The following is a 26,449-nucleotide window of genomic DNA, read 5'->3' as shown; positions in this document are numbered from 1 at the left end:
GGGCTGCCGCACTTATCGCGCGCTCTTTCGTACCCGATCGGCTTTCGGGTATCGATACGAATCGAATCCCGACCATATTGCGATTCACTTCGTTATGCGAATGACAATCCGGTGAATAGGTATTTAATTGGCACTTTCATTTTTTAACGCGATCGACTGCGTCAGTGTTCCATGCATCAGTGTGAAAAGCACTGAACTGTAAAATTTCTTCATGTAATAAAAACAGGATGCGACGTGCCGTCGGGGTGCGTGATACCTTTTCATCAGATTTCAAAAAAAATATACGAAAAGCCTCGCGGACGAGGCGAGGCATCAATGTTCGGTGGCCGAGGGAAGCAACACAATCGTACGAGGTGCACCGTGACACATCAGGCACAGAACGTCATCGGGTTTCCGTATGCGCTCGATGCCAATTATTTCCTGTCTGCGCTGGACGGAGTCGATCGTTCGGCACTGGCGCCTTATTTGCAACTCCACCACATCGAGACCGGCCAGGTGCTGTGCGACGTCGGCACGGATCTGGAAGCGGTTTATTTTCCGGTGACGACGGCCGTGTCCCTTCAGTATCTGTCGACCGCGAAGATGACGCTCGGCGTGGCGGAGATCGGGCGCGAGGGCGTGATTTGCGCCGACGTCGTCGGCGGCAGCAGTGCCATGCCGCGCCGGGTCCTGGTCTATCGCGGCGGATTCGCGTACCGGCTCGACGCGGCCCGCTTCGCCGACGCGTGCGACAACTCGCCGGCCGTGCGGCGACAGGTCTTCATGCGCGTGCAGATGGTGCTCGCGCAGATCGCGCAGACCGTGTTTTGCAGCCGTCATCACGGCATGCAGCATCAGCTCTGCCGATGGCTGCTGATCGCGCAGGAGCGCTCGCGGAGCATCGAGATCCCGGTGACGCACGGGATGCTCGGGCAGATCCTCGGCGTGAGGCGCGAGACCGTGACCGATACCACTCAGGCGCTTCACAAGCTCGGCCTGATTCATCAGCATCGCGGCTCGATCGTCCTGACCGATCTCGCGAATCTCGAGCGGGCCGCCTGCAGTTGCCACCGGCTTATCCGGGACGAGATGCGGCGCATCCTGGACGCCGGGGTCAATTCGAGCGCGGCGTCGCAACACCGGTTGCTGACGGTCTAGCGGGCGGCGTTCGGCATCGTCGATGCGACGGACAGACGACCGTGGAGCGGTTCCGGACCGAACGGGAGGCAGGGTTCGACGCGGCGAACCGGCGCCCGTGCGGGCAGGGGACGAGGAGATGTCGAGACGCCGGATGCGAGTGGAATTCCCGGGCCGGACGCGTCGCGAATAATCATAAAAACAGTGGTTGGTGTATGGAAAACATATCGAGGTTCCGGAGTCAGCGCAGCTCGTTTCATGTATGGCCATGGAGTCCGGCGCTGGGTATCGTGCCGATCGTCGTCGTGATCATCGCGCTGGCTGGGTTCGTGGTCGTGAGCCTGATCATCATCATGTCGCTGCGCGTCTACGTCGGCGGCGAAAGCAATTGGTCGAAAGCGCAGAAGGATGAAATCATTCTCTTGAGCCGCTATGGCGAAACCGGCGACGAAAAGCTGTTCGACGAATACGTGGCGGTCGACCGGACGCTCCGCTACCTGAGCACTTCCCGCGAGGCGATGATCGGCGTGCCGCCCGATCATGCGGTCGCCCGGCGCGCGATGATCGAGGCCGGCATCAACCCGGTCGATGCGGTGGCGGCGGTGTGGTTCTATCCGATCCTGAGCAGCTTCGCACGCCTGAACGTCGCGCTGCAGTACTGGGAAGACGCCGATCGGGAACTGATCGAGTTGCGCAGCGTCGCATACGAACTGCAGGATGCGGTGCACGCGGGCGATACCCGGAAGAGCTACAGGCTCAGCCAGCGGATCTGGGACATCAATACGCGGATCGAGTCGCTGCCGAAGCACTTTTCCGACGAGTTGAACGCGGAATTCCGTTCGGCGGTCATTCAGCTGTTTCTGTCCTACATCGCTGCGTCGCTGCTGATCGTGATCCTGTCCGTCCGATGGGCCGGTCGCGCACAGCACCAGCAGATGTCGATGCAGACCGAGCTCGACAGAAGCCAGGCGCTCGCCGAGGCCGCGCTGCACTCGGTCGCCGACGCGATCGTCACGATCGGCCTGACGAGCGGCATCGAGACGGTCAATCCGGCGGCCGAACAATTGCTGGGTTCCCCGTCGGAGCGTTGCGTCGGCCAGCCGATCAACGACGTGCTGGACCTGGTCGATACGTCGAAGGGCATGTCGATCGAGCTGCTGTCGTCGCTGAGCAACAGCGGCGACAGCACGTTCACGCGCGACCTCGATCTGATCCGCGTGTGCGGTACCGCCGTCGCGGTCAGGGCGTCGCTGTCCAGGATGAACAATACGGCCGGCCGTTGCGTCGGCTACGTGCTGATCATGCGCGACATGACGCGCGAGCATCAGTTGATCGCGCGGCTCACGTGGCAGGCGTCGCACGACGCGTTGACCGGACTGATCAATCGCACGGAGTTCGAGCGGCGTCTCGGCGAAGCGCTCGTGCTGCGCACCGCGGCCATCCTGCTGGTGCTCGACCTGGACGGCTTCAAGGAGGTCAACGACGTCTGCGGCCATGCGGCCGGGGACGCGCTGCTGCGCGAAGTGACGACGGTATTCCAGCGCTGTCTCGACGGCTGCGACGCGTTCGGCCGGCTCGGCGGCGACGAATTCGGCATCCTGCTCGCGGTGCCGCGCGACGGTGCGTCCGACGGCGGCAAGGCGGAGCGGCTGCGCGCCAGCCTGGAGGATTTCACGTTCTGCTGGGACGGCGAGCATTTCAAGTTGAGCGTCAGCATCGGCATGCTGGATCTCGAGTGCCTGCCCGACAGCGTCGAACGGGCGATGCAGCTCGCGGACATCGCGTGTTACGTGGCGAAGGACCGCGGCCGAAACCGCGTCCACGTGGCGGAGCCGCGGGACATGAATTCGGGCCGTCAGGCGTACCACATGCAATGGAGCCGTCGCGTCAAGACGGCACTCGAAACGAATACGTTCCAGCTTTACGCGCAACGCATCGTGCCGATCCAGCCGGCGCTCGCGGCGCAGCAGCGCGTCGAGATCCTGCTGCGGATCCCGGACGCGGACGGAAAACTGATCTCGCCGATATTCCTGCCGGCTGCCGAGCGGTACGGCCACATGACGATGATCGACCGGTGGGTGGTGCGAACCGTCATCCGGCGACTCGCACAGGTCGATCGGCGCAGCGATTTCGAATGCAACGTGAACCTGTCGGCGATGTCGATCACCGACGATCGCTTCGTCGAATTCGTGATGGCCGAGCTGTCGTCGTCGGGGCTCGACCCGACGCTGCTGTGTTTCGAGATCACGGAAACGAGCGCGGTGCGCAATCTGGAGGTGGCGTCGCGCTTCATGCACGAGCTGCGCGACCTCGGCTGCCGCTTCGCGCTCGACGATTTCGGCGCCGGCATGTCGTCGTTTTCCTATCTGAGCAAGCTGCCGATCGATTACCTGAAGATCGACGGCGGCCTCGTGTCGGGCATGACGATGGACCGCGTGAAGCGCGGCATCGTGTGCGCGATCAACGACATCGCGCATCTGATGCAGTACCGGACCGTTGCGGAGCACGTCGAGGATGCGGCGACCGCGGAGATGCTCCGCTCGCTGGGCGTCGACTACTGCCAGGGGTATCACTTCAGCCGTCCCGCGCCGTGGCAGGAAGGGGGCATTGAACATCATGGAGGCAGCATATGAAGGTTCCGTTCGAGTTGACCGGCGATCTGATGGATCTGAACAGCTATCCGGCCTGGGTGCGCGAGATGGTGGGCGCGACGGGCGAACTGCGCGAGCGCGTGAGGGCGCATCCGGTGTTCGCGGACATGAGCGGCGGCCGGCTGAAGGCGTCGCAACTGAGGACGTTCTTCGTGACCGGCTGGGCGGTCGTGAGCCAGTTTCCGGAATACATGGCGATGAACCTGCTCAAGACGGCGGCATTCCGTTCGCGCGGCGAAGAGAAGGCGCGGCGCTACCTGATCCGCAATATTCGCGTCGAGCAGAATCACGTCGATCACTGGATCAACTGGGCCGCCGAATCGGGTGTGTCCGCCGAGATGCTCTTGCAGGGCGCGGCGCCGCTCGCCGGTTTCTCGCTGAGTCACTGGTGCTGGAAGAGCAGCAATACGGACACGCTTGCCGCGAGCATCGCGGCGACCAACTATGCGATCGAAGGCGTCACGGGCGAATGGAGCGCCGCACTGTGCGCGACGCCGTACGAACTGCAGTTCGATCCGGCGGTGCGCCGTCGCGCGATGCGGTGGCTCACGCTGCATGCGAGTTATGACGACAGGCACCCGTGGGAAGCGCTCGAGATCGTCGCGACGCTGCTCGGGCAGTCGCCTTCGGCCGAACGGGTCAGGGAGGTCGAGGAATCCGTTCGCAGGAGCCTGAGCTATTTCCTGACGAGCCTTGACTGCTGCATGCATGCGTAACGACCGCCTTCCGCTCGGCCGGTCCGCCGGCACGATCTCGAGACCCGACAGTCGCGGCTGCCACGAAGTCCGCCCGTTTTCCCATGACTATCCAGGTTCTCGTCGTTGAGCCCGACCCGGGCATGCGCGACATGATTCGCGCGTTTTTTCACGGATGCCAGCTCCGGACGTCCGCGCTGCACGACGTGTCGATGCTGCTGGCGGGCGTCGCCGCGGAGCCGCCGTCGCTGATCGTGCTGCGGATCGGCGATCCGGGCATCTCCGCGTACACCGCGCTCAGGGAACTGCGCGGGGCCGGTCATGACATGCCGGTGATCGTGCTCAGCGATTCGGCGGCGGTCGTCGACAAGGTCATCGCGCTCGAGGCCGGCGCGGACGACTACCTGGTCGACCCGTTCGACCTGATGGAACTCGTCGCGCGCGTACGTCGCGCGGCGCGGCGCTATCGGTCGAGCGGGGCCGGTGCGGCAGGTGCGGCCGGTCAGCCGGAGAGACGCGAACCGTACCGGTTCGACGAGATCGAGGTGGATTTCGTGAACCGGCGGGCGACGCGCGCGGAAACCGATCTCGGCTTGCGCGCAAGCGAATTCGCGCTGCTCGAGCTGTTCGTGTCCCATCCGATGCAGGTGCTTTCCCGCGCGGCGATCCTGTCGCTGCTGGGGCAGAATGCGGAGGGCCGCTCCGAGCGCGGGCTGGACGTGCTGGTATTCCGGCTGCGCAGCCTGATCGAGCATGCGGTCGGCGACTACCATTACATCCGGACCGTGCGCGGCAGAGGATACATATTCGTGCCCTCGTGGGCGCTGGCGGACGACAACGCGCACGACGGCGCCTGACCGGCTCGGGGCCGTCTCCTCGGGAATTTCACCTGTCACCGCCGGTTCGTCGCCGACGACGGCAAGAACGCGGTGCCGGAATTCGGCGCGACCGTCGTCGACAAGGCGCTGAAGGGGATCGGCATGATCCGCTTCGACGACGCCGGACGGTTCGTCGAATTCGGAATCACGATTCGGCCATTCAGTGTGCCGCAGGCGCTCGGCTCGGGCAGCAGTTGCCCGCATTCAAGGTCGGCGGCTGAGCCGCGCGGTTGTCGGGCGACGGCCGCTGCGCGGTCAGCGCGCGAGTTGCGCGTGCGCGAGCCGGCCAAGGCGCCGGACGCCGTCCTCGATGCGTTCGTTCCACACGTGCCCTGCACTCAGGCGCAGGCAGTGGCGGAAGCGCCGGCCGGCGGAGAAAATGTCGCCCGGCGCGAAGCAGATGCCCTGTTCGAGCGCGGCGTCGAACAGCGCGCGTGAATCGAATCGCTTCGGCAGCTCGAGCCAGAGCACGAAACCGCCGGCGGGCCGGCTCACTTTCGTGTCGGCCGGAAAGCTTGCCTCGATCGTGCGCGTCATCCGCGCGAGGTTCTCCTCGAACAGGCGCCGGATGCGGCGCAAATGCGCATCGTATGCGCCGCTCGCGAGGAAGTCGGCCAGCGCGACCTGAAGCAGCACGGGGCCGCACAGGCTGAGCGCGAGCTTGCGTTCCATCACCTGTTGCGTGCGAGCGCCCGCCGCGATCCAGCCGATCCGGTATCCGGGCGCGAGGCTCTTCGAGAACGAACTGCAGTAGATCGTATTGGCGCCGCCGTCGAGTGCGATGAACGGCTTTGGCCGATCGCGCCCGAAGTGGATGTCGCCGTAGACGTCGTCCTCGATCAGCGGTACGCGATGCCGCGCGAGCAGCGCCAGCAGCGCCCGTTTGTCGTCTTCGGTCATCGTCGAGCCGAGCGGATTGCCGAAGCTCGACGACAGCACGCAGGCCGCGATCGATTCCGATTCGAGCCGCCGCGCGAGCATCCCGACATCGACACCGCGCAGCGGGTCGGTCGGCAGCTCGAGCGCCTTCAGCCCCAGTGCTTCCAGTGTGTGAAGCAGACCGAAGTAGGTCGGCGATTCCACCGCAATCGTATCGCCGCGCGTCGCGACGGTATTCAGCGCGAGCGTCAGTGCCTCCGTGCAGCCGTTCGTGACGAGGATGTCGTCGGCGGATAGCGGATGCCCGAAGCGCATCGCACGCCGCGCGATTTCCCGGCGCAGCGCCGGCTCGCCGTAAGGCGCGCAATAGACGTTGTAGCGCATGCCGTGCTGGCGTGCCGCGCGGGCGAGGGCGAAGTCGAGCCGCTTCGACTGCAGCAGCGCCGTATCGGGCACTGCGCACCCGAGTGGCACGAGTGCCGAATTGGCGGCGTGTTCGAGCAACGCGGCGACCGCGCCGCTGATCGATACCGTCGATGCTTTCGCGCGCGAGCGCGACGCTGTCGGCAACGCGAGCGTACCGCCGCGTGGGGCCGCGACATAGAAGCCGGACTGCGGTCGCGACACGAGCACGCCGCGATCTTCGAGCAGGCGATAGGCCTGCAGCGCGGTGGATACGCTGATTCGCCGTTGTTCGCTGACAGTACGCACGGACGGCAGCCGCATGCCGGGCGCGAGCGTGCCGTTCTCGATCATGCCGACGATGAGATCGGCCAGTTGCCTGTAGCGGTACGACGTCTGCGTTTCCATGGGGCACCTGCGGCAGGGGAGTGCCCGATTATCGATCGGGATTCCGTGTCTCGCCAAGCAGAATTGTGTTGGTCAAATCGTCAGAAAATTGTGGCTGTTATGGTTTTTGTGCGAGCGCTACGATGGCGGTGTTTCGATCCGTCGATCGGTCAATGCGAGGCAAGCATATGCAGGCAATACAGACGCCCTCCGGCGAGTGGCGCGGAAGATTTCCGTACAACGAAATCATCTCGCTGCTCGATGTGAACCGGACCTTCAACCTGGCGGAGAGCACGTCGCAAGACCTGACGGTCGGCGAACTGCTGGATCTGGCCGGCCTCGATACGGTCCGCAACCTGAAGCTGGGCTACAGCCGGTCGGCCGGCGCGGCTGTGCTGCGCGACGCGATCGCCGATAGCTGCAACGTGCCGGCTGCGCAGATCGTGACGACGCAAGGTACGGCGCTCGGGCTGTTTCTGCTGGCCTATGAAGTGTGCCGCCCCGGCGACGAAGCCGTACTCGCGACGCCGTGCTTTCCGCCGAGCCGCGACTGTCTGGTCGGTGCCGGTGCAACGGTACGCGAAGTGCGACTGTCGTTCGAGAACGGCTATCGACTGGACCTCGCGCAGTTCAACGCCAGCCTGTCGCCGAAGACCCGGCTCGTCAGTATCGCGTCTCCGCAGAATCCCGGCGGCGTGCAGGCATCGCGCGCCGGGATCGACGCATTGCTCGCGCTGATGGCGCGGCGGTGTCCGGACGCGATACTGTTCATCGACGAGACCTATCGAGAAGCGACCTATGGCGATGCCGCCGTGGCTGCCAGTTTCGCGGGTGTCGATCCACGCATCGTCACGGGCTCGTCGGTGTCGAAGGCGCTGGGCGCGCCCGGTCTGCGGACCGGGTGGCTCACCGTGGCCGACGCGGCGCTTCGGGCGCGCCTGATCGTGGCCAAGCTGAATACCGTGATTTCGGGATCGGTGCTCGACGAGATGCTTGCTGCAACCGTATTGCGCCACCGCGAGCACGTGCTCGCGCCTCGACGCCGGTTGCTTGCGGACGCGCTCGGTACATTGTCGGATTGGTGCGAAGGTGACCGCGCGCGGGTCGAGTGGGTGCGGCCCGACGCCGGCGCGCTATGCTGCGTGCGGCTGCGTCAGGATGCTTTCGACGAGCAGGCCGTAGCCCGCTTCTGGCAGGTATTGCCCGACCACGACGTGCAACTGGCGTCGGGTACCTGGTTTGGCGAAAGCAGCCGCGTGTTCAGGCTGGGCTTCGGCTATCTTCCGCCGGAACGCCTGCAGTCCGCGTTGTCGGCGCTGTCGCAGGCAATGGATGCGGCTGTCGCATGAACCGGGCGCCCGGCGGGTGTAGCGAACATCATTGAACGTCAGGAGTAACACCATGAAGGTAAGGATTGCCTACATCGAGGAACCGCCGTTCTACTGGACGGCCGACGACGGCGCCGTGACCGGCGCGGATATCGAGCTGGCCGAGGCGGTGCTGCGTGCGATCGGCGTGACGGAAATCGAATATCACGCGACCTTGTTCGACGAACTGCTGCCGGGTGTGCAGGCCGGGCGCTGGGACATGAACGTGCCGATCTTCGTGACGGCCGAACGCGCGCAGCACGTTGCGTTCAGCGTGCCGGTGTGGGCGATCGGCGACGGATTCCTGGTTCAGGCAGGCAATCCGAAGGCGCTGACGAGCTACGCAGCCGTCGCGGCGCGCAGCGACGCGCGGCTGGGGTGCATTGCCGCACAGGTGCAGATCGACTCGGCCAGGTCGGCAGGCGTGCGCGACAGCCAGATCGTCGTGTTCAAGGATCAACCCGATGCGCTCGCCGCGTTGCTCGCGGGGCAGATCGATGCGTATGCAAGCACCGCGATCGGGAACCGGGTGCTCGCCGCCGTGAACGAGGGCGTGGAGGCCGTCGCACACGAGCGTGGCGCGGGCGCGGCGGCTCCAGTCGGCGGGTTCTCGTTCAGCAAGACCGACGATGCGCTCGTGCAGGCCGTGAATGCGAAACTGCGCGAGTATCTCGGCTCGACCGATCATCGCGAGCGGATGGCGAAGTACGGCTTTACGCGGGCGGAAATCGACGACGTGGTGGAGGGCGGCGGCGCGAAGTCGTAGCGTGACTGGCGGAGTCGACCGTACACGCGGTCGACGCTGCATGCGTCGTCACGCAGCACCTGCCCGCGCGAGCCGCTCGACGAACCAGTCGCAGACGAACGCGGTGCGCTTGGACGCGTGGTTGTCGGTCGTGTACCCGGTGGCCCGCGTCGGGCGTGGTCGCGAAGGTCCAGCACGAGTTCACGGTGCGCAACCGGACACAGGGCAACTAGCTGTGGGTGCCGTTCAGTTTTCCGCTGCAGGTGCGCCATGCGCATCGACGCAAGCTGACAAAACCCTGACGAATCAAATTGATATATTGTATCATCTGACGTTTTCGTCGCGGACCGGCCGGCGACGACACCACATGAAGATCGATACGACGTGACGAAAACCAGAAGCAACCCGGCGCGCGGGGAGCGGCACCATGCCGCGCCGCGCCGGAACACCGGCGCATGGCGCGCAAGCGCGGCGCGCGGCTGCACGACCCTGCTGGGTTGCGCGATGGCGACCTCCGGTGCATTGGCTGCCGAAGCGGCAGCCTCCGCACCGGACAACCGGCATGCGCTTCCGGCGATCAGCGTCACCGCGCGCCCGGCGCCGGCCGATCCGCTGACGCAGCCGCTCGAAACGGGCTCGCGGCTCGGGCTGGCGAGCCTCGACATGCCCGCGAGCGTCGAGACGGTTACGGCCGACACGATCGAAGCGCGCGGCGATCGCACGGTGCTCGACGCGGTCACGCGCACGGCCGGGTTCTCGAGCGCGATGGCGCCCGGCACCGGCGGCACCGCGTTGAGCGTGCGCGGCTTCAGCGGCCAGGAATCGGTGATGACGCTGCTCGACGGCGTGCGGCTGATGCCGGCCGCCGGCACGATCACGTTTCCGTTCGATACGTGGTCGGTCGAGCGCATCGAGGTCCTGCGCGGCCCGGCGTCGGTGCTGTACGGCGAAGGGGCGATCGGCGGCGTCGTGAACGTCGTGCCGAAGCGGCCGCAGCGCACGCGCGCGACGACGCTGCAGGTCGGCGCCGGCCCCGACGGCGCGAAGCGCAGCGCGTTCGATACGACGGGCGCGCTCGGCCCGCGGCTGTCGTATCGCTTCTACGCGAGCGATGCGCGCGGCAAGGGTCTCGCCGAGCGGGCCGATACGCATACGACGGCGGTCGGCGGCGCGCTGAGATTCGACGTAAGCCCGCAACTCACGCTGACGCTCGACTACGACTACGGCCGCCAGATGCCGGCGACGTACTATGGCGTGCCCGCGCCGAACGGCGTGCTCGATCCGTCGCTGCGCAAGCTCAACTACAACGTCGGCGACGCGACGATCGCGTACTACGACCAGTGGACACGCCTGTCGGCCAGCTACCGGCCCACGGCCGGCGTGACGATCGACAACCAGCTCTACTACCTGACGTCGAACCGCCACTGGCGCAACGCCGAATCGTATGCGCTCGACCCTGCGACCGGGCTCGTCACGCGCGGCGACTATCTCGACATCGGCCACCATCAGCGGCAGATCGGCGACCGGCTGAGCGCGCGTGTCGACGGCACGCTGTTCGGCCGTGCGAACCGCTTCGTCGTCGGCACCGAATTCAGCCAGATCACGTTCGACGGCACCAACAATTCGCCGTACGGCGGCGCATCGACGGTGGCCGCGCACGGCTTCGACCCCGGCGTGTTCGCGAGCCCCGATCCGACGGTGCCGCAGTTCGGCACGCGCGCGCGGCAGGCCGCGGTGTTCGCCGAGAACCGGCTCGAAGTGCTGCCGCGGCTCGCGTGGGTGAGCGGCCTGCGTTACGACCACATCGCGTTCAGCCGCGAGCAGGCGGCGACCGGCGCGGGCTTCGACAAGCGTTTCGCCAACGTCGGCTGGCGTACCGGTTTCGTCTTCGAAGTCGCGCCGACGCTCAGCGCGTATGCGCAGTACACGACCGGCGCGGAGGGCCTCGGCTCGCTCGTGACGCTGTCCGCGTCGCAGGCGAACTACCGGCTCGCGACCGGCGAACAGTGGGAAGCCGGTGTCAAGCAGGCGCTGCTCGACGGCCGTGCGTACTGGACGTTCGCCGTGTACGACATCACGAAGCGCAACCTGCTCGGCACCGATCCGGTCAATCCCGCGCTGCGCCAGCAGATCGGCCGGCAGTCGTCGCGCGGCATCGAGCTGACGGGCGGCGCGCGGCTGCCGCACGGCTGGACGATCGATGCGAACGTCGCGCTGCTGCGCGCGCGCTACGACGCGTTCAACCAGGCGGCGGGCGGCACGACGGTGTCGCGGGCCGGCAACGTGCCATCCAACGTGCCGCAGCAGACGGCGAACCTGTGGCTCGGCTGGGCGTTCGCCGAGCGCTGGCAGGCGAATGCGGGCGTGCGCCATGTCGGCGCGACGTACGGCGACGATGCGAACCGCCTGCAGGTGCCGTCGTACACGGTGTTCGATGCGTCGCTGCGCTGGCAGCCGACGTCGCGCACCGAGCTGGCGTTGTATCTGCGCAATCTCGCGAACCGCACGTACGCGGTGACGACGTCGAACGGCGGCGAGCAGTGGCTGCTCGGTCCGTCGCGCTCGGCGGAGCTCGTCGCGACGATGCGCTTCTGATGCGGCGCGGCGAGCCTCCCGTGACGCACATGCTCGAAATCGAGCGCGTGAGCTGGTCGCCCGGCGGCGCGATCGCCGTGCTCGATTCGGTCACGCTGACCGTCGCCGAAGGCGAGTTCGTCGGGCTGGTCGGCCCGAACGGCAGCGGCAAGACGAGCCTGCTGCGCTGCGTGTTCCGTTACGCGCGGCCCGACGCGGGCGCTGTCGCGCTCGATGCGCAGGACGTGTGGCGCATGCGGCCGCGCGCGGTCGCGCAGCGTATCGCGGTGCTGCAGCAGGAGACGCCGGACGATTTCGGGCTGACGGTCGACGAACTGGTCGGCATGGGCCGCACGCCGCACAAGCGGCCGTTCGACGCGGAGTCGGCCGACGATCGCCGGATCGTCGAATCCGCGCTGCACGACGTCGGCCTCGCCGCGCGCCGCGCGCAACGTGTCGCGTCGCTGTCGGGCGGCGAGAAGCAGCGCGCGCTGCTGGCCCGCACGCTCGTGCAGCAACCGGAACTGCTGCTGCTCGACGAACCGACCAACCATCTCGACCTGCGTCACCAGCTCGAACTGCTCGCGCGCGTGCGGCGCCTCGGCATCGCGACGCTCGCGACGATTCACGACCTCAATCTCGCGGCCGCGTATTGCGACCGGCTCCATGTGCTCGCGCACGGCCGGATCGTTGCGTCCGGCGCGCCGGACGACGTGCTGACCGAAGCGCTGCTGCGCGACGTGTTCGGCGTCGCCGCGCTCGTCGATCGCCATCCCGTCACGGGCCGGCCGCGCATCACGCCGCTTCATCCGGAATGACCGCCATGCCGTTGCCTGTCTTGTCCTTCGTGTCCCGCCGGTTGGCTGTCGCCGCCGCGCTCGGCTGCGCCGCCGTTCACGCGCTCGCCTATCCCGTCACCGTGCGCAGTTGCGATCGCGACGTGACGTTCGAGCGCGCGCCGACGCGCGCGGTGAGCAACGACGTGAACCTGACCGAGATGATGCTCGTGCTCGGCCTGAAGGACCGGCTCGTCGGCTATACGGGCATCGGCGGCTGGAAGACGGGCACCGCGCGCGCGCGCGACGCATTGCGCGGCGTGCCCGAACTGGCGAGCCAGTATCCGTCGCTCGAGGTGCTGGCCGCCGCGCGTGCCGACTTCTATCTCGCGGGCTGGAACTACGGGATGCATGTCGGCGGCCCGGTGACGCCCGCGACGCTCGCGCCGTTCGGCATCCGCACGTACGAACTGACCGAATCGTGTTCGCACGTGATGAAGCAATCCGCCGCGTCGTTCGACGACGTGTTCCGCGACCTGGACAATCTCGGCCGGATCTTCGGTGTCGATGCGCGCGCCGCGCAGGTCGTTGCCGCGATGCGCGCACGTCTCGCGGCGGTGTCGCGCGCGATCGGGCGCCCGGAGCCGCTGCGCGTGTTCGTCTACGACAGCGGCACCGACAAGCCGATGACGGCGGGCGGGCTCGCGATGCCGACCGCGCTGCTGGCGGCGGCGGGCGCGCGCAACGTGATGGGCGACGTGCCGCGCAGCTGGACGCAGGTGAACTGGGAAAGCGTGGTCGCGCGCGATCCGCAGGTCATCGTGATCGTCGACTACTCGGCGGTGACGGCCGCGCAGAAGCAGCAGTTCCTGCTGAGCCAGCCGGCGCTCGCGCGCGTCGCCGCGATCCGCGACCGGCGCTTCGTCGCGATTCCGTACGATGCGGCAACGCCGGGCCCCGAGAACGTCGCGGCCGTCGAGACGCTCGCGCGCGCGCTGTATCCGGCCGCGTTCGCCGGGCCGGCGCGATGAGCGCGGCCGTGCATGCGTCGCGGCCCGGCATGCGCGTGGTGCTGCCGGCCCTGGCCGTGCTGCTGATCGTGTCGATCGTCGTGTCGGCCGCGTTCGGACCGGCGCCGATCGCGATGCCTGATGCAGTGCGGATCGTCGCCACGCATATCGCGTCGGCGTTCGGCGCTGCCGGCGCGCTCGCGGCGGGCGCGGGCGACGACAGCATCGTCTGGCTGATCCGGATGCCGCGCGCGCTGCTGGCCGCGATCGTCGGCGCAACGCTGGCGGCGGTCGGCGTCGCGCTGCAGGCGGCGACCGCGAACCGCCTCGCCGATCCGCACCTGCTCGGCGTGAGCTCGGGAGCGATGCTCGGCGCCGTCGCGGTCACGGTGGTGGCCGGCGCGGCGTTCGGCCCGTTCACGTTGTCGGCCGCCGCGTTCGCGGGCGCGCTCGCGGCGACCGCATGCGTCATCGCGCTCGCCTACCGGCGCGGCCGGCTCGAATCGGATCGCCTGCTGCTCGCGGGCGTATCGGTATCGTTCATGATGGCCGCGTTCGGCAACCTGCTGCTGTATCTCGGCGACCAACGCGCCGCGTCGTCGGTGCTGTTCTGGATGCTCGGCGGCGTCGGCCTCGCGCGCTGGGATCTGCTGCCGGTGCCGGCCGTGTGCGCGGTATTCGCCGGCGGCGCGCTGTATGCGCGGCGGCGCGAACTGAATGCGCTGATGTCGGGCGATGTCGCCGCGGCCGCGCTCGGCGTGCCGAGCGCGCGGATGCGGCGCGAGGTGTTCGTCGTTGCATCGTTCGCGACGGGCGCGATGGTCGCGGTGAGCGGCGCGATCGGCTTCGTCGGGCTCGTGACGCCGCATCTGTGCCGTCGCGTCGTCGGCGCCGAGCACGGCAAGCTGCTGCCGGTCGCCGCGCTGACGGGCGCGATCCTGCTCGTGTGGGCCGATGTCGCGGCCCGCACGCTCGCGGCGCCGGAGGATTTGCCGATCGGCATCGTGACCGCGCTGTTCGGCAGCCTGTTCTTCGTCGCACTGCTGCGCCGGCGCTGAGCGGCAGCGTACGCGCAGGCGAGGGCGGGGTGGGGCTCCGCCCGAGCGCTTCAGCGCGGTGGCGTGGCCGTGCTCGTGCTGTCGCCGAGCGCGTCGGCGTGGGCGAGGTCTCCCGTCACGTCGAAGAATCTGTCCGGCAGCGTTCGCGCGGGCAAGGTGATCACGAAGCGTGCGCCGCCAAGCGGCGAATCCTCGAGCCGCACATCGCCGCCGTGCACCAGGGCAACGCGCCGCACGATCGCGAGCCCGAGCCCGAAGCCGCCGGTTTGCCGGTCGCGGCTGGAGTCGAGCCGCTGGAACGGTTCGAACACGCGCGCGCGCTCGGCGGCCGGAATGCCGGGGCCGTCGTCGTCGACGCTCAGCACGAGCGCGCCGGATCCGTCGCCGGCAGCGGCCAGCAGCACCTTGCGCGACGCGTAGCGCGCGCCGTTGCGGATCAGGTTCAGCAGTGCGCGGGCGACGAGCTTCGGATCGCATATGTGGGTCGCGGGCGCGCCGAGCGTCGACACGTCGAGTGCAATCCCGAGATCGGCGATATCGTTCGCGACGTTGCCGGCGACACTGTCGACCAGCGCATCGACGACGACCTCCATCGGCGCGAGCTGGCTCGCGCCCTGTTCGAGCCGGCCGATCGTCAGCAACTCGGTGACGAGTTCGTCGAGTTCGCGCACGTCGCGCCGCAACGCGTCGCGGCGTTCGCGCATCCGTCCCGTTTCGTCGGGCTCGGCGAGCAGCGCGAGCCCGAATTCGAGCCGCGCGAGCGGTGTCTTCAGTTCGTGCGAGATGCCGTGCATCATTTCGCGCTGCTGCTTGATCGACGCTTCGATGCGTTCGGCCATGTCGTTGAACTGCTGCGACAGCTCGTCGATGTTCGACTTGCCCGACAGCTTCACGCGCGTCGAAAGCGTGCCGGCGCCGAATGCGCGCGCGGCGTCCTGCAGCTTGCGCAGGTCGCGCCAGTGATAGTGAATCCACAGCACCACCGCGAACAGCGTGGCGAGCGCGAGCAGCAGGTACGCATAGATCTTGATGTCGAGATCGGAGGCCTCGACGGGGCGCGCGTGCAGCACCGAGCCGTCCGCGAGCGGCATGTAGTAATCCTTGCCGTTGTAGCTGATCGCGATCCTGCCGGCGTCGAGATCGCGCAGCGGCGCGCCGCTCAATTGCGCGCGGGCGTCGGCCATCGACAGGAAACCGAACCCTTCGTGGCCGTGCTTCGCGAGTTCGCGCAGCGCGAGCAGGCGCTGCCCGCCCGGATGGCGTTCGAGGTAGTCGTTGAGCACGAACGAGTAGGTCGTCAACGAGTCGCGCTGAGCTTGTGCGCCGCGCTCGTAGAAGATCCGGTCGAACGACAACTGGATGAAGATGATCGACGCGGCGACGAACAGGATCACGACGAGGTACAGCCTGATCAACGGACGCAGCATTTATTCGTCCCACGCGGAAGGGCTGAACAGGTAGCCGCGGCCCCAGATCGTCTTGATCTTGTGCGGCTCCGATGAAGCATCCTCGAAGCGGCGGCGCAGCTTCGAGATGCCGGAATCGACCGAGCGGTCGAGCCCGTCGAACTCGATCCCGCGCAACTGCTTCAGGATGTCGTCGCGGCTCAGCACGGTGCCGGCCGCGCGCGCGAGGATCAGCAGGAGGTTGAATTCGGCGGTCTTCAGGTCGACCGGCTCGCCGCGCCACGTGACGGTGCGGTTCGGCGGCGAGATCGACAGTTCGCCGAACACCAGCGCTTCGGGCGCTGCAACCGGCGCTTCCGCGACGGCCGGCTGCGCGCGGCGCAGCAGTGCGCGGGCGCGCGCGACGAGCACGCGCGGCTCGATCGGCTTCGTCACGTAGTCGTCGGCACCCGTCTCGAGTCCGGCGACCTGGTCGTAGACGTCCGCGCGCGCGGTCAGGATCAGCACGGGGATGTTGGTGAACGCACGGATGCGCCGGCAGACTTCCATGCCGTCGAGGTTCGGCAGCATCAGGTCGAGTATCACGAGGGCCGGCTGGTGCTCGCGCACCGCCGCGACCGCGAGGTCGCCGCGCCGCACGACCGTCACCGCGAATTCGTAGCCGTCGAGGTATTCGCGGACGAGCTGCGCGAGGCGGTCGTCGTCCTCGATCAGCAGCACACGGTATTTGAGCGGATCGTCGTTCATGGTCTCCTCAGGAGGCACGCGCCATCTCACACCCCGGCAGGCCGGTATGCGGCGCGGCACGCGAATTCTATCCGCCGTACCCGCGGCCGGGGCAGCGGTACGACAATCTCGAACAATCGAACACAATTGAGCACAGATTCTGCGCAGATTCAGGACAGTCTCGGCGCAGGGCGGCACCTAGACTGCGGGCTCCGTCACTCTTATCTCAATATTGTGCGCCCAATACTCCGCCGCTACCGCTATTGCATGCCGCTCGCCGGCCTGACCCTCGCCGCCGCCGCCCACGCGGAAAACCAGTATTCAATCTCGCTCGGCGGCGGTTTCGCGCCGCGCTACCAGGGCAGCAACCAGTATCGCGGCGTCGTCGCGCCGTCGTTTTCCGCCACGTTCGGCAACGGCTTCTTCATCGACGGCACGCAGGGCGCGGGCTACCGGCTGGACCTGCCGCACGGCGTGTTCGTGTCGGCGGCCGTGAGCTACGATGCGGGCCGCGCGGACGAGAACCGCTTCGACCTGCCCGGCTCCGACTACCTGAAGGGCATGGGCCGGATTCCGGGCTCGGTGCTGGTCGGCGTGCGTGCGGGCGTGACGCTCTTCAATGCGGCCGAACTGAGCGTCACGATCGACACACCCGTGACGCACACGTCGCGCGGCGTGTCGGGGCACATGGATCTCGCGGTGCCCGTGTTCAAGACCGCGCAGCACGAGATCGTCGTGACGGGCACCGTGCATGCGGGCTCGGGACGCTATACGCAGACGTTCTACGGCGTGACCGACGCACAGTCGATGACGAGCCGGTTCCGGCCGTATTCGACGAGCGGCGGGATCGACAGTGCATCGATGGCGCTCGCGTGGAACTGGAACCTGTCGCAGCACTGGTCGGTGCTCGCGACCGGCGGCGTGACGCGGCTGCTCGGCCGCTACGGCGACAGCCCGATCGTCCAGTCGCGCAGCAACTACTACGGCATTGCGGGCGTGACCTACAAGTTCTGAGCGGGTCGTCGACGGCGATCTGGAATGCCGCGCTGCACTGGCATGCATCGGCCGATGCGATCGATTCACGCGCAATGATGCGATGCGTCGGCGCCGCGCCGTAGCCGCTGACCGCGTGCGGTAACATGCAGGCGGCTTCGGCGTTGGGCCGGGCCCGCGACTCCGGTACGCCGAATCGGCGCGGCCGGGGCGCGCGAGGCCGCGATCCGCCGGCCGGCATCCGTCGGGAAACGGCTGGCGACGCGCGGAACCGCGTCATGCATGCAGCGCCCGGTCGGCGAGGAACGCCGCATCTGCGCCGCCGGCGCGAAAGGGAGAAATCGATGAAGAAGACGATCGCGATGATGATGGCGCTGGTTGCGAGCGCAACGTTTTCGGGATGTGCGGACATGAACACGAAAATCACCAGCGCGGGCAGCACGCCGGCGAATGGCGGGCAGGCGGGCGCGTCGCAGGCATGCAAGGCGGACGCTGCGCAGGACGATGCGCTGGTCGGCAAGACCGAGGCCGATGCGGCCGCGCAGCTCGACGGCTGCCTGTGGCGTGTGCTCGAGCGCGACGGCAAGTCGTTGCCGGGCACGATGGATTATCGGCAGGAGCGCCGCAATCTCGGTATTCGCGACGGGAAGGTGATCTGGGTGCGGCGCGGGTGACGGGTTGCGCCGGTGCCACGCGCGCGAATGCGCAAGCGGATGTCGTCGACGTGCGGACGGCGCTCGGGGTTGCCGCGCCGGCGAGGGTATCGATGACGTTCGGGGCAGGAGCGCGTGCTTTGGCACTGGCGATACTGGGCGTGCTTGCCGGATGCGGGCGGCATGATGGCGAAGCAGCGGCGCAACCGCGTGCCGTGTGCGTCACCGGATACAACGAGTACGACCGCAAGCTCCACGAGTTCCGGCTCGACGACGCGCACCGGTCGGGATGCTTCGGCAATCCTTCGGCGCGGGAGGCGGGCGAGGCGTTCGGCGGCGGGTTCGCATGCGGCTGCAAGGTCACGCCGGGGCAGGCGGTGAATCTGTCATGGGTGTTCGCGCAACCGCTGGCCGAGATCCAGCGTGGCATCCCGGCCGGGCACAAGACGATCGACGTGACGATTCCGCAGCCGGAATCGTCGACGTCGCGTTATCTGCACGTGTATTTCAGGAAGAACGGCACGGCCGAACTGCAATGGGTGGACGACATGAACGCGCCCGAACGGCTGCCGACCCGCGAGAAATGATTGCCGCGACTGGCGTGCGATCGGGCGCGCGTTACTTCGAGATGTACCACAGCGCATCCGTGCTGACGCGCGAAGGTTGAGCGGCGGCAGCCGGTGCCTGAGCCGGCACGGCCGGCGGCGTGTTCGATGTCACGGCCGTCGGCAGCGTGGCGGGAATATTCGATGTCGATGGCGATGCGGACGCCGATCCCGACGTCGACGGCGTGTTCAGATACCAGAGCGCATCGGCCGACGCCGTGCGTTTCGTCGCCGGATTGGCCGCCGTGGTCGCTGCCGCATCGGCGGACTTCCTCGAATTCGACGCGGTGGCCGCAGCCGTCGCCGCCCCCGGCCGCTGCGTTGCCGTGCCCGTCTGCGCGGTCATGCCCGCGCCGCCGGCCGCGCCACGCTGCGCGCGCGCCTCGAACGGCCCGAGCTGGAAGATTAACGTTTGCGCGGGACGCGTCAAAACGGCATACGGAAACTGCAGCTCCCACGACATCAGCACGCGGCCCGACGACGTTTCGGTGAAGATCGCCGGCACGTGCTTCATGTCGCTGAACTGCACGTAGATCCGCGCACCGTCGTCGAAGACCTGGGTCGGCTTCGCCTGGTCCGCGCCCGTGACCGTCCATCCGAAGTTGTACGTGCCGGCCGGGCCGGCAGGGCCGCCCTGTGGCGGCGGAGGCGGGGCGGGCGATACCGTGCGCGGGCGAGTGACCTGAGGCGCCGCGACGCTCAGGCTCGCGAACGGGTTGTACGCCTGTTGCTGTTGCGGCGGCGTAAAGGAGGGGGGAAGGATGGGCATGGGAGTATCCGGCGAATCCGGCATGGTCCGGATTGCATCATAGACCTTGCGCGCATACGCGAGGCGCTTGTCGGGCGACGCGGAGTTGTACGCGCCGATCGCGTTCCAGTTGGGGCCGAGCTGGCGGATGTTCTGCGACAGGATCCACGCGCCGACATACGCGTTCGTGCACGGATCGAACAGGCTCTGCTGCGTGATGCCTTCGCGCGTGAGTGTCGGCAGCCACGTGCTGTTGATCTGCATCAGGCCGATGTCGACCGTGCCGTTCGTATTGGTGTTGACGGCGTTCGGATTCATCCCCGATTCGACCTGCGCGATGCCGCGCATCAGGCTGACGCTCACGTGCTGGAACGCGGCCGCGTCGTCGAGGCAATCGGCATGTGCGACGCCGTGCAGCGCGCACGACATCGCAATCGTCGAGGCGATCTTCAGCGTTTCGCGGCTGATCGAACGGGTTGTCTGACACGGCATGGCAGGATGGGGCGGAATCCGGCCGCCCGGTGCAAGGAAATCACGAGAGACGCGAAGTGTGCCATAGCGAGCAGACAAATGGCTCGCGTCAAACTTTCCTTTGCAATTGCCCATGCGCTCGTCGCGCATTTTTATCGCGTCGGATCAGCGGTCGCGACGAAGCTTGACCGGTAAAAATGGCCGCCTTTTACGCGCATGCCGGTGCAGTGGCGATGCTTGGAATACTGACGCATCGCGTCAGCCATGCAGGAAAAACGGCGCTGGATCAAACAGGAAGGAAATTGCCCGGCAGTCGGTATTCGGGCAGGAAAGGGCGATAAAGAGACGATCAAAAAACGACGACGACCGAAGCCGCCGTGCCGGTGAGCGCGGTTTTTAACCGGCCGCGCGACGCGCAGCCGGCCGTTTCGCATCAGAAGCGGTGGCGCAGGCCGAGGTTGACCATCGTCTGCGAGCTCGTGCCCGCATAGCCGTACGAGCCGATCGACGCCTGCGCGGCCATCGAGCCGCCCTGGCCGTCGCCGGTCCGGCCGCTCGCGTGCTGGTACGCGGCGGTCAGATAGACGTCGGTGCGCTTCGACAGGCTGTAGTCCGCGCCGGCCGATACCTGGTGATAGGTGGCCGACGTGTCGCCGCCCGAGCGCGTGTAGCTGTAGCCGACGCCGACGAGCAGCGCGTTCGTCGCCTGGTAGTTCACGAAACCTTGCCCCGTGTTGTAGTGCTCGTTCGAGCCGAACACCGAGCTTGCGTCGCGGCGATACTGCGCGTTGCTGTAGCCGAGGCCGAACGTGAACGGGCCGGCGGCGTACTGGCCGGCGATGCGCGCGATGCCGATCGAGTGCGCGCTCGCATAACCGTTGTTGATCGGGCCGTCGAACGTGCCGTCCGACGAGCTGGTCCAGCCGCTGCGCAGGCCGTTCGACGCGGGGCTGTTGGTCGCGTGGAAGTACCCGCCCGCGACGCTGAACGGCCCGTTGTTGTACGACACGGCGGCCGAATACGACTGCGCGGAGCCCGTGCTGCCGGCAATGCCGCCGAACGAATACATCGCCGCGAACTGCAGGCCCGAATAGACCGCCGACGTGTACTTCACCGCATTGTCGACGCGGAAGCTGTTGTCGTAGTTGTCGACGTCGCCCGGCGTCGCGAACACGCTGCCGAGGTAGTTGTCGGCGGTGATGCCCTGCACGAGGTCGACGAGCGGATCGTACTGGCGGCCGAACGTGAGCGTGCCGTAGCGGTCGCTCGTCAGGCCGACGAACGCCTGCCGGCCGAACAGGCGGCCGCCCTGGCCCTGCCGGCCGTTGCTCGGGTCGAAGCCGTTCTCGAGCTGGAACAGCGCCTTCAGCCCGCCGCCGAGATCCTCGGTGCCTTTCACGCCCCAGCGGCTGCCGGCCAGGTTGCCCGCGCTGCTGTTGCCGAGCATCCACGCGTTGTCCTTGCCCTGCGCATGGTTCACGTAGGTGATCGACGTGTCGATCACGCCATACAGCGTGACGCTCGACTGCGCATGCGCTGCGGGCATCGCCGCGAATGACGCGATGGAAATCAGCGAGAGGGTCGTGCGTTTCATTTCATCTCCTTGCGCATTGGCTTGTGTTCGTGAACCGGAATGGCAGGAGACTACAGAGTCGGAATAAAACGCCAAAAATGAAATTCTCCTTTGTGACCTGAAGCAGACAGATACATCCTCCGGCATTCACCATTGAGGGATTTGAATTATTGAAAATCGCGTATCAATTGATTGTCATTTCGAGATTTCGCCATTGCGTTTTACATATCTCGTTATAATTTCGGGCGATTTTCGGAGGAATGGCGGCAGCCCGGATATTGTTATTGATCCGTCAATTAATTATTGAATGAATTGAATTGGCCGGGCTGTAATGAATGTGTTAGCGGCGCGCCGCCCGCGTCCGGCGACGCCATCGCGGCTGCGCCGCTCATCCCTGTCTCCATGGCCGCTGCATGCGCGGCACACCCTGCTTGTGGCGCGCCTGCGTGACCGGCTGCGGCCGCCGCGCACCAAAACCCCGGCCGCCTGTCTGATTTTGTATATAATAATCATTCTCATTTACAAAATTGCCGCCGCCTGCGCACCCGGAACCCGGCCATGTCCGCTGACAAGCTGTCTCTCCATCGAGAAATCGACGCCCTCTATGCCGGCCACCATGCGTGGCTGCGTGGCTGGCTGAGCCGGAAGCTCGGTTGCGCGCACCGCGCGGCCGATCTGGCGCACGACACGTTCATGCGCCTGCTCGCGCGCGACGAGCCGATCTGCGCCGACGAGCCGCGCGCGTTCCTGACGACGGTCGCGCAGCGCGTGCTGAGCAACCACTGGCGGCGCGAGCAGATCGAGCGCGCGTATCTCGACGTGCTCGCGCAGTGTCCGGAAGCGCATGCGCCGTCGCCGGAAGAGCGGGCCGTCGTGCTCGAGGCGCTGCTCGAAATCGACCGGCTGCTCGACGGCCTGCCGCTCGCGGCGAAGCGCGCGTTCCTGCTTGCGCAGCTCGATGGCCTCACGCAGGCCGAGATCGCGCGCGAACTCGGCGTGTCGCTCGCGACCGTGAAGCGCCATCTCGTGAAGGCCGGCACGCAGTGCTTCTTCGCGATGGCGGCCTGACCGATGGCCGCCCCGGGAGCGCCGGCGGTGCCGCCGCATGTCGCGCGTCGCGCAGTCGAATGGTGGGTCGACCGGCAGGCCGGCCGCACGGACGATGCGTTCGCCGCCGCGCTCGCGCGCTGGCGTGCCGAGGATCCGACACACGACGCGGCATGGCGTCATATCGAAACGATGCAGCGCAGGTTCGGCCGGCTGGCGGCCGGGCTCGATACGCAGGCCGCGCACGCGGCGCTGCTGCCGCCGCGTGCGGGCCGCCGCCGCGCGGCCGGGAAGGCGCTGGCCGTGCTGCTGTTCGCGGGCGGTGCCGCGTGGATGGCCGAGCCCGCGCGGCGCGCGGCGATCTGGCCGGCCGACCTGCGAACGGCGGTCGGCGAGCGGCGCACGGTGACGCTCGCGGATCGCACGGTCGTCGTGCTCGATACCGATACGGCGCTCGACGTGCGCTTCGACGACACCGCGCGTCACCTGCGCCTGCTGCGCGGCACGATCATGGTGACGAGCGGCCACGACGATCGCGCGCCCGCACGGCCGCTCGTCGTCGCGACTGCCCAGGGCGAGCTGCGGCCGCTCGGCACGCGCTTCACGGTACGGCAGCGCGATGGCGCGACGCGTCTCGAAGTGTTCGCCGGCGCGGTGCGCGTGCAGCCGGCCGACGCGACGGCCGGCACACGCGTGATCGCGGCGGGAAAGGGCGCGGATTTCACGAGCGACGCAATCGGCGCGCCGATGCCGCTCGATGCGTACGCGTCCGCGTGGACAGGCGGCATGCTCGTCGCGTCACGCATGCGGCTGGCCGACCTCGTCGCCGAGCTCGACCGCTATCGCCGCGGCAGCCTGCGCTGCGCTGCGGCCGTGGCCGACCTGCGCGTGTCGGGCACCTATCCGCTTGACGATCCGGCGCGCGTGCTCGACACGCTGAAGGCGACGCTGCCGATCGACGTCGACTACCTGACGCGCTACTGGGCGACGGTCGTACCGGCCCGTTCGTGAGCGCGGCGAAAAAATTTTCCGCCGACCTGAGCTGTTTCTCGATGTTCGCGTGACATGGGTAATGAAAGCAGCACTGGCCCATCGTCCACCGACTCCCCGATCATGGTTTCCATCCGTCTCACGTATCGGCGCCGCACGGCGCCCGCCCGTCATCTGCCGCGTGCGTTGCGCGCGGCCGTGCCCGCCGCGCCGGGCCGCTTCGCGCGCCGGCTGGCCGGCGCCGTCCTGCTGTCGGCGCTGCTGCCGCTGCCCGCGCTGGCCGACACCGACGCCGATGCGGCGCCTGCCGCGCAGCGCGCATCGCGCCGCGCGTTCGACATTCCGGCCGGCCCGCTCGAAGGGGCGCTGAACCGGTTCGGGCGCGACGCGGGCATCCTGCTCGCGTTTCCGGCCGAGCTGACGGCCGGCCTGACGAGCGGCGGCGTGCAGGGCCGGTTCGACGTCGACGGCGCGCTCGACCGCCTGCTGGCGGGCACGGGGCTCGTCGCGCTGCGCCAGCCGGGCGGCGGCTACACGCTGATGCGCGCGGAGGGTTCGGTTGCACGGCCCGCGGCGGCCGGCGTGGCCGCCGGTGCCGAATTGCCGGCGATCACGGTACGGTCCAGCGCGCTGCGCGCCGAAAGCTATCGCGCGCCGAAGGAAGCGGGCGTGCTGCGTTCCGAGATTCCGCTGCTCGACACCGCGCAGGCCGTCAACATCGTGCCCGCGCAGGTGCTGCGCGACCAGCGTCCGCGCAATCTCGACGACGCGCTCGGCAACGTGAGCGGCATCACGCAGGGCAACACGCTCGCGGGCACGCAGGACACCATCATGAAACGCGGCTTCGGCGGCAACCGCGACGGCTCGATCATGCACAACGGGATGCCGATCGTGCAGGGGCGTTCGTTCAACGCGGCGGTCGACAGCGTCGAGGTGCTCAAGGGGCCGACGTCGCTGCTGTACGGGCTGATGGATCCGGGCGGCGTCGTCAACGTCGTCGGCAAGCAGCCGCAGCTCACGCGCTACAACGCGATCTCGCTCGGCGCGTCGACGTTCGGGCACGGCAAGAACGGCGGCAGCGCGACGTTCGACTCGACGGGGCCGGTCGGCGATTCGCGGCTCGCGTACCGGCTGATCGTCGACCAGTCGAACGAGCAGTACTGGCGCAACTTCGGCGAAAACCGACAGACCTTCGTCGCGCCGTCGCTCGCGTGGTACGGCCGCGATACGCAGGTCGCGGTGTCCTACGAGTACCGCCAGTTCCATTCGCCGTTCGATCGCGGCACCGCGCTCGACCCGCGCACCAATGCGCCGCTCGACATTCCCGCACGGCGGCGGATCGACGAGCCGTTCAACAACATGGACGGCGAATCGCATCTCGCGCAACTGAGCATCGATCACCAGTTCAATGCGGACTGGAGCGCGCATCTCGGCTACAGCTACAACCGCGAGACCTACGACGCGAACCAGTTGCGCACGACCGCCGTCGATCCGGTGAAGGGCACGCTGTCGCGCAGCAACGATGCGACGCACGGTTCGCTCAGCACCGACAGCTACGGCATCGCCTACGTGAACGGCAAGGTGACGCTCGCGGGAATGCGCCACGACGTGCAGTTCGGCGTCGACAGCGAATACCGCCGCATCTATCGCAAGGACATGCTGCGGCAGGCCGTGAAGACGCCGTTCAGCTATATCGATCCCGTGTACGGGCTGCTGCCGCCGTCGAGCACCGTGTCCGCGAGCGACAGCGACCAGACCGACACGCTGCACGACACGTCGGTGTTCTTCCAGGACAGCATTCACCTGACCGACAAGTGGATCGTGTCGGGCGGGCTGCGCTACATCACGTACAACCAGGTCGCGGGGCGCGGCCGGCCGTTCACGGCGAACACCGACCTCAGCGGCTCGAAGTGGCTGCCGCGCGCGGGAGTCGTCTACAAGTGGACCGATTCGTTCTCGCTGTACGGCAGCTATTCGCAATCGCTGAAGCCGTCTTCGTCGATCGCGCCGATGACGGGTTACGTGATCGACGGCTCGACGCCGCCCGAGGAGGCGACCGCGTGGGAGGTGGGCGGCAAGCTCGACCTGCCGGGCGGGATGACCGGCACGCTCGCGCTGTTCAACATCGACAAGAAGAACGTGCTCGTGTCGCAGTACAACGACGCGACGAAGCTGACCGAATGGCGCACGTCGGGCAAGGCGCGCTCGCGCGGCGTCGAGCTCGACCTGTCGGGCAGGATCGGCGAGCGCGTGAACGTGATCGCGAGCTATGCATACATCGATGCGAAGACGGTCGAGGATCCGCTGTACGCGGGCAACCAGCTGTGGAACGTCGCGCGCCACACCGCGTCGCTCGCGGCCGTCTACGACGTCGGCACGTTGGCAGGCGGCGACGACCTGCGCATCGGCGCGGCCGCGCGCTACGTCGGCGCACGGCCCGGCGATTCGGCGAACAGCTTCACGCTGCCGTCGTACGTGCTCGCCGATGCGTTCGCGACCTACGACACGCGGATCGGCAAGCAGAAGCTGTCGTTCCAGCTCAACGTGAAGAACCTGTTCAACCGCACGTACTACCCGTCGAGCGCGAACCGCTACTTCGTCGCGATCGGCGACGCGCGACAGGTGTCGCTGCTGACCACGCTGCAGTTCTGACCATGCAATCGCCGCGCGGCCGGTACCACGGCGCGCGGCTTCGGAGA

General features: G+C 67.5%; 22 protein-coding genes. 16 read left to right on the top strand and 6 right to left on the bottom strand.

The window, feature by feature from the left end; translation table 11 throughout:
• Positions 1 to 360: 360 nt before the first annotated feature.
• The 4 genes from JYG32_RS07405 to JYG32_RS07390 all read left to right on the top strand — a co-directional run bounded on the left by JYG32_RS07405 (position 361) and on the right by JYG32_RS07390 (position 5,319).
• On the top strand, positions 361 to 1,137 hold the full coding sequence (locus JYG32_RS07405) for a Crp/Fnr family transcriptional regulator (RefSeq protein WP_213265396.1): 777 nt from the start codon (positions 361 to 363) through the stop codon (positions 1,135 to 1,137).
• A 194-nt stretch (positions 1,138 to 1,331) separates the two neighbouring features.
• On the top strand, positions 1,332 to 3,749 hold the full coding sequence (locus JYG32_RS07400) for a putative bifunctional diguanylate cyclase/phosphodiesterase (RefSeq protein WP_213265153.1): 2,418 nt from the start codon (positions 1,332 to 1,334) through the stop codon (positions 3,747 to 3,749).
• Positions 3,746 to 4,483: a TenA family transcriptional regulator gene (locus JYG32_RS07395; RefSeq protein WP_213265152.1), complete on the top strand. Its 738-nt coding sequence runs from the start codon at positions 3,746 to 3,748 to the stop codon at positions 4,481 to 4,483. The genes JYG32_RS07400 and JYG32_RS07395 overlap by 4 nt, the downstream gene beginning before the upstream one ends.
• An 83-nt stretch (positions 4,484 to 4,566) precedes the next feature.
• Positions 4,567 to 5,319: a response regulator transcription factor gene (locus tag JYG32_RS07390; RefSeq protein ID WP_213265151.1), complete on the top strand. Its 753-nt coding sequence runs from the start codon at positions 4,567 to 4,569 to the stop codon at positions 5,317 to 5,319.
• Positions 5,320 to 5,354: 35 nt separating this feature from the next.
• Here JYG32_RS07390 and JYG32_RS07385 read toward each other — a convergent pair whose 3' ends face one another.
• Both JYG32_RS07385 and JYG32_RS07380 read right to left on the bottom strand, forming a co-directional pair.
• Entirely contained in the window at positions 5,355 to 5,630 is a 276-nt protein-coding gene (locus JYG32_RS07385; protein WP_213265150.1) for a hypothetical protein, read from the bottom strand.
• A complete protein-coding gene (locus tag JYG32_RS07380) occupies positions 5,596 to 7,029 on the bottom strand; it encodes a PLP-dependent aminotransferase family protein (RefSeq protein ID WP_174383782.1) in 1,434 nt (477 codons plus the stop codon). The genes JYG32_RS07385 and JYG32_RS07380 overlap by 35 nt, the downstream gene beginning before the upstream one ends.
• A 20-nt stretch (positions 7,030 to 7,049) precedes the next feature.
• Between JYG32_RS07380 and JYG32_RS07375 the strand changes: the two genes are divergently transcribed.
• The 6 genes from JYG32_RS07375 to JYG32_RS07350 all read left to right on the top strand — a co-directional run bounded on the left by JYG32_RS07375 (position 7,050) and on the right by JYG32_RS07350 (position 14,538).
• A complete protein-coding gene (locus JYG32_RS07375; RefSeq protein ID WP_249744611.1) occupies positions 7,050 to 8,357 on the top strand; it encodes a pyridoxal phosphate-dependent aminotransferase in 1,308 nt (435 codons plus the stop codon).
• 52 nt (positions 8,358 to 8,409) lie between these two features.
• Positions 8,410 to 9,141 carry a transporter substrate-binding domain-containing protein gene (locus JYG32_RS07370; RefSeq protein WP_213265149.1) on the top strand — a complete coding sequence of 244 codons (732 nt, stop codon included), beginning with the start codon at positions 8,410 to 8,412 and terminating at the stop codon, positions 9,139 to 9,141.
• A gap of 483 nt (positions 9,142 to 9,624) precedes the next feature.
• Positions 9,625 to 11,715 carry a TonB-dependent receptor gene (locus tag JYG32_RS07365; protein ID WP_213265393.1) on the top strand — a complete coding sequence of 697 codons (2,091 nt, stop codon included), beginning with the start codon at positions 9,625 to 9,627 and terminating at the stop codon, positions 11,713 to 11,715.
• A complete protein-coding gene (locus JYG32_RS07360) occupies positions 11,715 to 12,512 on the top strand; it encodes an ABC transporter ATP-binding protein (protein ID WP_213265394.1) in 798 nt (265 codons plus the stop codon). The genes JYG32_RS07365 and JYG32_RS07360 overlap by 1 nt, the downstream gene beginning before the upstream one ends.
• Entirely contained in the window at positions 12,509 to 13,501 is a 993-nt protein-coding gene (locus tag JYG32_RS07355) for an ABC transporter substrate-binding protein (RefSeq protein ID WP_213265148.1), read from the top strand. The genes JYG32_RS07360 and JYG32_RS07355 overlap by 4 nt, the downstream gene beginning before the upstream one ends.
• Positions 13,498 to 14,538 (top strand): FecCD family ABC transporter permease, encoded by a 1,041-nt coding sequence (locus tag JYG32_RS07350; protein WP_213265147.1) that lies wholly within the window; start codon positions 13,498 to 13,500, stop codon positions 14,536 to 14,538. The genes JYG32_RS07355 and JYG32_RS07350 overlap by 4 nt, the downstream gene beginning before the upstream one ends.
• Before the next feature lie 50 nt (positions 14,539 to 14,588).
• On the opposite strand, the gene JYG32_RS07345 is transcribed toward JYG32_RS07350, so the two are convergent.
• Positions 14,589 to 15,965: an ATP-binding protein gene (locus tag JYG32_RS07345; RefSeq protein WP_249744610.1), complete on the bottom strand. Its 1,377-nt coding sequence runs from the start codon at positions 15,963 to 15,965 to the stop codon at positions 14,589 to 14,591.
• Entirely contained in the window at positions 15,966 to 16,691 is a 726-nt protein-coding gene (locus JYG32_RS07340) for a response regulator (protein WP_174384081.1), read from the bottom strand.
• 246 nt (positions 16,692 to 16,937) lie between these two features.
• Between JYG32_RS07340 and JYG32_RS07335 the strand changes: the two genes are divergently transcribed.
• The 3 genes from JYG32_RS07335 to JYG32_RS07325 all read left to right on the top strand — a co-directional run bounded on the left by JYG32_RS07335 (position 16,938) and on the right by JYG32_RS07325 (position 18,903).
• Positions 16,938 to 17,684, top strand: a complete 747-nt coding sequence (locus tag JYG32_RS07335; RefSeq protein WP_174384080.1) for a MipA/OmpV family protein — start codon at positions 16,938 to 16,940, stop codon at positions 17,682 to 17,684.
• Positions 17,685 to 18,007: 323 nt separating this feature from the next.
• Entirely contained in the window at positions 18,008 to 18,337 is a 330-nt protein-coding gene (locus tag JYG32_RS07330; protein WP_213265146.1) for a hypothetical protein, read from the top strand.
• 119 nt (positions 18,338 to 18,456) lie between these two features.
• Complete coding sequence (locus JYG32_RS07325) at positions 18,457 to 18,903, top strand: hypothetical protein (protein ID WP_249744609.1); 447 nt, start codon at positions 18,457 to 18,459, stop codon at positions 18,901 to 18,903.
• A 31-nt stretch (positions 18,904 to 18,934) separates the two neighbouring features.
• On the opposite strand, the gene JYG32_RS07320 is transcribed toward JYG32_RS07325, so the two are convergent.
• Together JYG32_RS07320 and JYG32_RS07315 are read right to left on the bottom strand one after the other, a co-directional pair.
• Positions 18,935 to 20,161, bottom strand: a complete 1,227-nt coding sequence (locus tag JYG32_RS07320; RefSeq protein WP_213265144.1) for a transglycosylase SLT domain-containing protein — start codon at positions 20,159 to 20,161, stop codon at positions 18,935 to 18,937.
• Between the two features lie 412 nt (positions 20,162 to 20,573).
• A complete protein-coding gene (locus JYG32_RS07315) occupies positions 20,574 to 21,734 on the bottom strand; it encodes a porin (protein WP_174384076.1) in 1,161 nt (386 codons plus the stop codon).
• Between the two features lie 537 nt (positions 21,735 to 22,271).
• Between JYG32_RS07315 and JYG32_RS07310 the strand changes: the two genes are divergently transcribed.
• The 3 genes from JYG32_RS07310 to JYG32_RS07300 are packed head-to-tail and all read left to right on the top strand — an operon-like array spanning position 22,272 to position 26,402.
• Positions 22,272 to 22,781, top strand: coding sequence for a sigma-70 family RNA polymerase sigma factor (locus tag JYG32_RS07310; protein WP_213265143.1), 510 nt, complete (start codon positions 22,272 to 22,274; stop codon positions 22,779 to 22,781).
• 3 nt (positions 22,782 to 22,784) lie between these two features.
• Positions 22,785 to 23,771, top strand: a complete 987-nt coding sequence (locus JYG32_RS07305; RefSeq protein WP_213265142.1) for a FecR domain-containing protein — start codon at positions 22,785 to 22,787, stop codon at positions 23,769 to 23,771.
• Positions 23,772 to 23,825: 54 nt separating this feature from the next.
• Positions 23,826 to 26,402 carry a TonB-dependent siderophore receptor gene (locus JYG32_RS07300; RefSeq protein WP_213265141.1) on the top strand — a complete coding sequence of 859 codons (2,577 nt, stop codon included), beginning with the start codon at positions 23,826 to 23,828 and terminating at the stop codon, positions 26,400 to 26,402.
• The last annotated feature ends 47 nt before the right edge of the window (positions 26,403 to 26,449 follow it).

Origin of the sequence: Burkholderia pyrrocinia (genome assembly GCF_018417535.1) — a bacterium.
Taxonomy (GTDB): domain Bacteria; phylum Pseudomonadota; class Gammaproteobacteria; order Burkholderiales; family Burkholderiaceae; genus Burkholderia; species Burkholderia pyrrocinia_E.
Note: the sequence above shows the minus strand (reverse complement) of the source record. Positions and strands in the feature narration are given on the sequence as shown.

Coding starts and splice junctions, on each gene's coding strand:
- JYG32_RS07400 (WP_213265153.1), top strand. CDS start 1,332: ATGGAAAACATATCGAGGTTCCGGAGTCAGCGCAGCTCGTTTCATGTA.
- JYG32_RS07395 (WP_213265152.1), top strand. CDS start 3,746: ATGAAGGTTCCGTTCGAGTTGACCGGCGATCTGATGGATCTGAACAGC.
- JYG32_RS07390 (WP_213265151.1), top strand. CDS start 4,567: ATGACTATCCAGGTTCTCGTCGTTGAGCCCGACCCGGGCATGCGCGAC.
- JYG32_RS07380 (WP_174383782.1), bottom strand. CDS start 7,029: ATGGAAACGCAGACGTCGTACCGCTACAGGCAACTGGCCGATCTCATC.
- JYG32_RS07370 (WP_213265149.1), top strand. CDS start 8,410: ATGAAGGTAAGGATTGCCTACATCGAGGAACCGCCGTTCTACTGGACG.
- JYG32_RS07365 (WP_213265393.1), top strand. CDS start 9,625: ATGGCGACCTCCGGTGCATTGGCTGCCGAAGCGGCAGCCTCCGCACCG.
- JYG32_RS07360 (WP_213265394.1), top strand. CDS start 11,715: ATGCGGCGCGGCGAGCCTCCCGTGACGCACATGCTCGAAATCGAGCGC.
- JYG32_RS07355 (WP_213265148.1), top strand. CDS start 12,509: ATGACCGCCATGCCGTTGCCTGTCTTGTCCTTCGTGTCCCGCCGGTTG.
- JYG32_RS07350 (WP_213265147.1), top strand. CDS start 13,498: ATGAGCGCGGCCGTGCATGCGTCGCGGCCCGGCATGCGCGTGGTGCTG.
- JYG32_RS07345 (WP_249744610.1), bottom strand. CDS start 15,965: ATGCTGCGTCCGTTGATCAGGCTGTACCTCGTCGTGATCCTGTTCGTC.
- JYG32_RS07340 (WP_174384081.1), bottom strand. CDS start 16,691: ATGAACGACGATCCGCTCAAATACCGTGTGCTGCTGATCGAGGACGAC.
- JYG32_RS07335 (WP_174384080.1), top strand. CDS start 16,938: ATGCCGCTCGCCGGCCTGACCCTCGCCGCCGCCGCCCACGCGGAAAAC.
- JYG32_RS07330 (WP_213265146.1), top strand. CDS start 18,008: ATGAAGAAGACGATCGCGATGATGATGGCGCTGGTTGCGAGCGCAACG.
- JYG32_RS07320 (WP_213265144.1), bottom strand. CDS start 20,161: ATGCCGTGTCAGACAACCCGTTCGATCAGCCGCGAAACGCTGAAGATC.
- JYG32_RS07315 (WP_174384076.1), bottom strand. CDS start 21,734: ATGAAACGCACGACCCTCTCGCTGATTTCCATCGCGTCATTCGCGGCG.
- JYG32_RS07310 (WP_213265143.1), top strand. CDS start 22,272: ATGTCCGCTGACAAGCTGTCTCTCCATCGAGAAATCGACGCCCTCTAT.
- JYG32_RS07305 (WP_213265142.1), top strand. CDS start 22,785: ATGGCCGCCCCGGGAGCGCCGGCGGTGCCGCCGCATGTCGCGCGTCGC.
- JYG32_RS07300 (WP_213265141.1), top strand. CDS start 23,826: ATGGGTAATGAAAGCAGCACTGGCCCATCGTCCACCGACTCCCCGATC.